The organism is Aeromonas sp. QDB25 (genome assembly GCF_027707725.1).
Classification (GTDB): domain Bacteria; phylum Pseudomonadota; class Gammaproteobacteria; order Enterobacterales; family Aeromonadaceae; genus Aeromonas; species Aeromonas caviae.
Genome location: NZ_JAPCIZ010000038.1, coordinates 37,980 through 43,979, shown reverse-complemented (window position 1 = coordinate 43,979; position 6,000 = coordinate 37,980). Strand labels below are relative to the sequence as shown.

Annotated in this window: 3 protein-coding genes; 2 read left to right on the top strand and 1 reads right to left on the bottom strand. The window is 62.6% G+C overall.

Translation table 11 applies throughout. From position 1 onward, the window contains the following. Positions 1-430: 430 nt before the first annotated feature. Positions 431-1,801 carry a YjiH family protein gene (locus tag PG883_RS14050; RefSeq protein ID WP_236275104.1) on the top strand — a complete coding sequence of 457 codons (1,371 nt, stop codon included), beginning with the start codon at positions 431-433 and terminating at the stop codon, positions 1,799-1,801. 70 nt (positions 1,802-1,871) lie between these two features. Here the strand turns inward: PG883_RS14050 and PG883_RS14045 are convergent, their stop codons facing one another. Next, positions 1,872-4,757, bottom strand: coding sequence for an HD domain-containing phosphohydrolase (locus tag PG883_RS14045; RefSeq protein ID WP_270807335.1), 2,886 nt, complete (start codon positions 4,755-4,757; stop codon positions 1,872-1,874). Positions 4,758-4,973: 216 nt separating this feature from the next. Between PG883_RS14045 and PG883_RS14040 the strand changes: the two genes are divergently transcribed. Then, on the top strand, positions 4,974-5,963 hold the full coding sequence (locus tag PG883_RS14040; protein WP_270807334.1) for a luciferase-like monooxygenase: 990 nt from the start codon (positions 4,974-4,976) through the stop codon (positions 5,961-5,963). Positions 5,964-6,000: the final 37 nt, after the last annotated feature.

The window sequence follows — 6,000 nt, the reverse complement described above, 5'->3', positions numbered from 1 at the left end:
GATGCACGGCGACAGCAGGGTGATGGTGGTGGTGTGTTTGGAGACAGCCAGTTTACCAGCACCCTGTCTGTCAACTTCCACTTTCCCAGGATCCCGCGAAGAACCTTTTTTTATGGGAGGATCGACGGGATCACCCTATAGATATATTTTTCATGTCTCTTATTGCCTGACAGTGGCTGCGGATTATACTGCGCACCTGAATGTAACCTGTATGAAACATTATGCTAACCATTCAAATTGAATCGATATGCATGACTGTTTTGGTTTGTTCTTATGGATGGTTCGCCTGATAAAATATTTATGCTTGAAATGATCAATTAACGGCTTGTTTGTGCAGTTTTTTGGGTTATTCTTGCGCCCGTTTTCCGGGCGAGGGCATGAGTATGCAGGCGGCCCGGCTGAAGGAAAAGTCACATTTAAGGCTGTTTATATGTTGGAAAAGACCCTGGAAGCACCGGCAATCCGTACTCGCCGCAACGTGCTGATGTTTTTGATCCCGTCACTGATCGGGATCCTGCTGTTCATGACCCCGGTCATCTATGACGGCAATGTCACCATTCCCGTCGCCGTGCTGGCGAAGCTGGTTCAAACGGTGTTTGTCGATCATCTGGTGGCCATGGTCAGCGCCATCATCACCACCACCATGCTGATGACCCTGATCGCCTGGCTGTTCAAACCGGCGATCTTGGTAAAACGCCCCTTCCTCAACAGCCTGTTCAACGTCTCCCCCTTCTGGGCGTGCGTGCGGGTGCTGGGCGGGGTCTTCGTGCTGTTGACCTTCTTTGAAGCCGGTCCCGAGGTGCTGCGCTCAGGGGCGACCGGCGGCCTGGTGCTGCATGATCTGTTGCCGGTACTGTTCTCCGTCTTCATCTTTGCGGGCCTGCTGCTGCCCTTGCTGCTGGATTTTGGTCTGCTGGAGTTTGTCGGTACCATGATGACCCGCATCATGCGTCCGGTGTTCCGTCTGCCGGGTCGTTCTGCGGTGGACTGTTTCGCCTCCTGGCTCGGTGATGGCAGCGTCGGGATCCTGCTGACCAGCAAGCAGTATGAAGGCAAGTTTTACACCCAGCGGGAAGCGGCCGTCATCGGTACCACCTTCTCCGCCGTCTCCATCACCTTCTGTCTGGTGGTGATCTCCCAGGTGAAGCTGGAGCACATGTTCGTCCCCTTCTACCTGACCGTCTGCCTGGCCGGTGTGGTGGCCGCCATCGTGGTGCCGCGCCTGCCGCCGCTCTCCTGGAAGAAGGATGTCTACAGCGACGGTACTCCCCTGTGCCGCAAGCAGGAGGCCATCCCCCATCAGCACAGCGTACTGAGCTACGGCTACCATCGTGCCCTGACCAAGGCCGACAGCATGACGGATCTCGGCGCCGTGGCGCGTGAAGGGGTGAAAAACGCCCTGGACATGGTGTTTGGCGTGCTGCCGGTGGTGATGGCCGTCGGGACCTGTGCCCTGATGCTGGCGGAGCACACCCCGGTGTTCAACTGGCTGGGGGCGCCCTTCGTGCCTTTGCTCGAGCTGCTGCAACTGCCGGAGGCGGAAGCCGCTTCCAAGACCATCATGGTGGGCTTTGCCGACATGTTCATCCCGGCGGTGCTGGCCTCCACTATCGAGAGCGACATCACCCGCTTCGTGATCGCCGCCATGTCGGTCACCCAGCTCATCTACATGTCGGAAGTGGGCGCTCTGTTGCTGGGCAGCAAGATCCCGGTCAAGTTGTGGGAGCTGTTCGTCATCTTCCTGCTGCGCACCCTGGTCACCCTGCCGGTGATTGCCGGTGTGGCGCACCTGCTGTTCTAAGGGGCGAAGTGGAACGAAAAACGGTCAACCCGGGTTGACCGTTTTTTTATGGGCGAGTGCCAGCGGAAGGTCAGTGTGATCCTGCCAGCAGGGCCTGGCATTCGACCTCGTCCAACTGCTCGGGGGCGAGGAAGCGTATGGCGTAGTCCCGCCAGATGCCGCTCTCGATGAAGAGGGCAAACAGGGCCGGGTCTATGTGCTGTTCCTGCACCATCTTCACCATGATGGCCAGGGACTGGGAGACCGTTTTGCCAGACTTGTAGGGGCGATCGCTCGCCGTCAGCGCCTCGAAGATGTCTGCAATGGCCATGATGCGGGCGGGAATGCTCATCTGCCCCCCTTGCAACTGGCGCGGATAGCCCGTGCCGTCCATCCGCTCGTGATGGCCCCCCGCAATCTCCGGCACCTTGCGCAAATGGCGGGGGAAGGGAAGCTTCTCCAGCATGCGTATGGTCTGGATGATGTGATCGTTGATCTTGTAGCGCTCCTCTTCGGTGAGGGTGCCACGGCCGATGGCGAGGTTGTAGCGCTCCCCCCGGTTGTAGAGGTGGGTGGGCACCCGCACCTTGAAGCCCCATGGGTTGTGTCGGGCGAGATTGTCGTGCTCGGGGCGAGGGATGAGATGGACCGCCTTGTCGGCGAGCAGCGACTCTCGGCAGGGGAGGGGAGAGGGGGCCTCCTGGTGGCGCTTGCGCTCCTCCTGACTGATGCCGAGCCGATCGTCCAGAGTGCGCAACCAGGTGCGGCTGGCGATGGCATCCAGCCTGGCGAGTTTCTCCGGCGCCATCCACTCGCCCCCCAGATTGCACTCGGCCACGAAGGCAAACTCCTCATCCAGGGTTTGCCAGTGGGATGCCAGCGCCTCCTCGGCCGCCTGCCGCTCCGAGGCCGGCAGTCTGGCCGCCAGCGCCTCGATGTGGGCATCGCGCTTGAGCACCTCGAAACGGGTGCGGATCTCGTGGATCCGGTCGTAGATGGTCTCCAGCTTGGTGGCCTTGTCGACCACGAACTCCGGGGTGGTCACCTTGCCGCAGTCGTGCAGCCAGCTCGCGATGTGAATGGCCTCCCACTCCTCGTCGTTGAGGTTAAAGTCCCTGAAGGGCCCCTGCTGCTGTGCACAGGCCGCCTCCGTCAACATTTTGGTCAGTTCGGGGACGCGCTGGCAGTGGCCGCCGGTGTAAGGGCTCTTGGCGTCGATGGCGCCTGCGATGAGCTCGATGAAGGCCTCCAGCAGCTGTTTCTGCTCTTCCAGCAGGCGCTGGTTTTCGATGGCGGAGGCGGACATGCCCGCCAGCGCCTCGATGAGGCTGATGCGTGAAACCAGCTCCCGGGGGGAGCAGTCCGGCAACACCAGCAGCAGGCTGCCGATCAGCTCCTGGCGGTGGTTGTGCAGGGGTTCGACCAGCAGCTGGCAAGGGCCGGGGAAGGGGCCCCAGCCCACGAGGCAGCGGTTCCACTGCTCCTCATCGAGGCGGAGGCTGAGACGCTCCGTGTGATAGAGGCCGGCGAGCAGGGTATCCTGCCAGATCACCTGTTCGCAGGGCAGCGGTTGCCCCTGCCAGATGGCTTGAACGGCCTGCATCTGCTTCTTCTGCGCCAGGTAGAGGGCGCCTCCTTCCGCCTGGGCCGCGGACACGGTTTCATGCAGGATGCGGCTCAGCAGGGAATCGAAGCGGTGTTCGGCCGTCAGTGCCCGTCCCATGCTCATGAAGTTGCCCAGGGTCAACCGCATGCTGGACATGGCGCGGGCGAGATCGTCTATCTCCCGGATGGCCGAGCCGGGCTCCTTGCTCTGGCCAAAGTCGAATTGCTGGATCCGCTCGGCCTCTGCGGTCAGAGCCAGCAAGGGGGTGGCCGTCCGTCTGGCCACCAGCCAGATGACGGGCAGCAGCAGGAGCAGGCCGGCGAATGCCCAGGCCAGGTTGTGCAGGGCATCCTGGCGAGCCGGGGCGGTGAGCACCTTCGCCGGAACCAGCAGGGCGAGATAGAAGGGGGAGCCTTCCCCGAGGGAGGAGAGGTTGATCAGCCAGTCCTCCCCCTTGTCGGTGCTCAGGGTCAGCTCGGAGGGGTTGTGCAGCAGGGTGGGCTGGCTCGCCATCTCCTGCTGCAGCAGGGCCAGGACGGGATGCCTGAGGGCTGTCAGCATGGGCAGGCGGCTCAGCTGGTCGAAGCTCGGCAACTGTTTCGGGTCCGTGGCCAACAAGGTGCCGGCCTCGTCGAACAGCACCAGCTGGCTGTGGCTGGGAAGGGGCAGCTCGCCGATGAGGGAGGAGAGCCCCTCGACACCGGCATCCAGCCCGATCACTGCCCGGCGGTCATCGCTCTCCACCGCCAGGGTCATGCCAGGCTCCCGGGTGGTGAAGAAGAGGTAGGGGTGGGTCACTATAATGCCGGTGTTCCAGCGTGCCTGCTTGTACCAGCCCCGATCTCGCGGATCGAAACGGTAGTCCGGCATGGGGCGCCGCTCCAGCAGCCGCAGCCGCTGGTCGAAATAGAGGAACTCTCCCTGTCCCTGATGCAGGCTCTGGACCAGCAGGCGGCTCTCGGGCGGAGGCGCCTCCAGCGCCCCTCTCGCCCGTTCGGTCAGCTTGCGTACCAGAAAGAAATCGCCGTCCTCGTAACCGGCATAGATGGCGCCGTAACTGGTACTGTTGGCCAGTACTTCCGCCAGCTGGGGCAGGAAGGCGAGCCGCGTCTCGAGGTCTGTCATGGCGGACAGCTGGCCGCTGCGCAGCAGATTCAGGGACATGCGGGCTGGTCGCTGGTTCAGCTTGATGGCGAGGGCAAGCTGCTCCCGGTATTGCTGGAAGCTCTGACGTTCGTGCTCCAGCCCCTGCTGCATGCCCTGCTGGAACTGCAGCACGATGAGGGCGCCCCCCAGCAAGGAGAAGAGCAGGATGAAAAGGGTGGCAATGTGTACGTAAAAGGGTCTGCGACTGAGACTTGCGTTTGTCATGGACGGATCCTTGTCCCCTGGCGATCGCCGTATTGGTCACCTAACAGTGTGCTTGCTGGATGACAAAAAGCCTAGGACTCGATCTTGCGCTCTTCGGCCCGAAATCAACAGTCGGCCTTCGCGCTGCTCCCTTGCCCTGTGGTGAGATGATTCGTCCAGATATCTCGTGCTACATTGCTCCCCTGATAAACGCCCTGTGAACCAATGGAGTGTCCCATGTCTGTCGTCCCCTATTCCGTGCTGGATCTGGTGCCCGTGCCCGAAGGTGGTCTACCGGCCGAGTCGTTTCGCCACTCGCTGGATCTGGCTCGCCATGCGGAGCGCTGGGGCTACCACCGCTACTGGCTGGCGGAGCACCACAACATGCCGGGCATTGCCAGCGCCGCCACAGCGGTGCTGATTGGCCACCTGGCCGGGGGCACCACGACGTTGCGGCTCGGGGCTGGCGGCATCATGTTGCCGAACCACTCCCCCCTGGTCATTGCGGAGCAGTTCGGCACGCTGAGTTCCCTCTATCCGGATCGCATCGATCTCGGCCTGGGCCGCGCCCCTGGCAGCGATCAGCGCACCATGCAGGCGCTTCGCCGCCAGCGCAGCGGCGAGGTGGATGACTTCCCGGCGGATGTGCGCGAACTGATGAGTTATTTTGGCGACGAGGTCGGTGCCGTGCAGGCGGTGCCGGGTCAGGGACTCCATGTGCCCATCTGGCTGCTGGGCTCCAGCCTCTACAGTGCCCAACTGGCTGCGGCCATGGGGTTGCCGTTCGGCTTTGCTTCCCACTTCGCTCCCGCCATGTTGCTGCAGGCGCTGGAGCTCTACCGTACCCAATACCGCCCCTCTGCCCGCTGGCCCAAACCCCATGCGGTGGTGTGCGTCAATCTGATCGCCGCCGACACCGACCGTGAGGCCCGCTTCCTGTTCACCACCCTGCAGCAGCAGTTCCTGCGTCTCTACCGGGGGGATGCCGGCAAGCTGCCACTGCCGGTGCAGACGCTGGGGGATGAGTGGTCTCCCCGCGAATTGATGGCGATGGAGCAGACCCTGGCTCGCTCCCTGGTGGGGGAGCCGGATCGGGTACGCCACGGCCTCAAGGTTCTGCTGGCAGAGACCGGAGCGGACGAGCTGATGTTCAACGGCCCCATCGTCGATCATCAGGCGCGCCTGCGCTCCTTCGAGATTGGTGCCGAGCTGATGCAGGGGTTGTAAGCCCCCGCGACGCCTGGCCGCCAGCGGCACGCCAAGC

Bases quoted from the DNA above. Each gene is read 5' to 3' on its own strand.
- PG883_RS14040 (WP_270807334.1), top strand. From the start codon at position 4,974: ATGTCTGTCGTCCCCTATTCCGTGCTGGATCTGGTGCCCGTGCCCGAA.
- PG883_RS14050 (WP_236275104.1), top strand. From the start codon at position 431: ATGTTGGAAAAGACCCTGGAAGCACCGGCAATCCGTACTCGCCGCAAC.
- PG883_RS14045 (WP_270807335.1), bottom strand. From the start codon at position 4,757: ATGACAAACGCAAGTCTCAGTCGCAGACCCTTTTACGTACACATTGCC.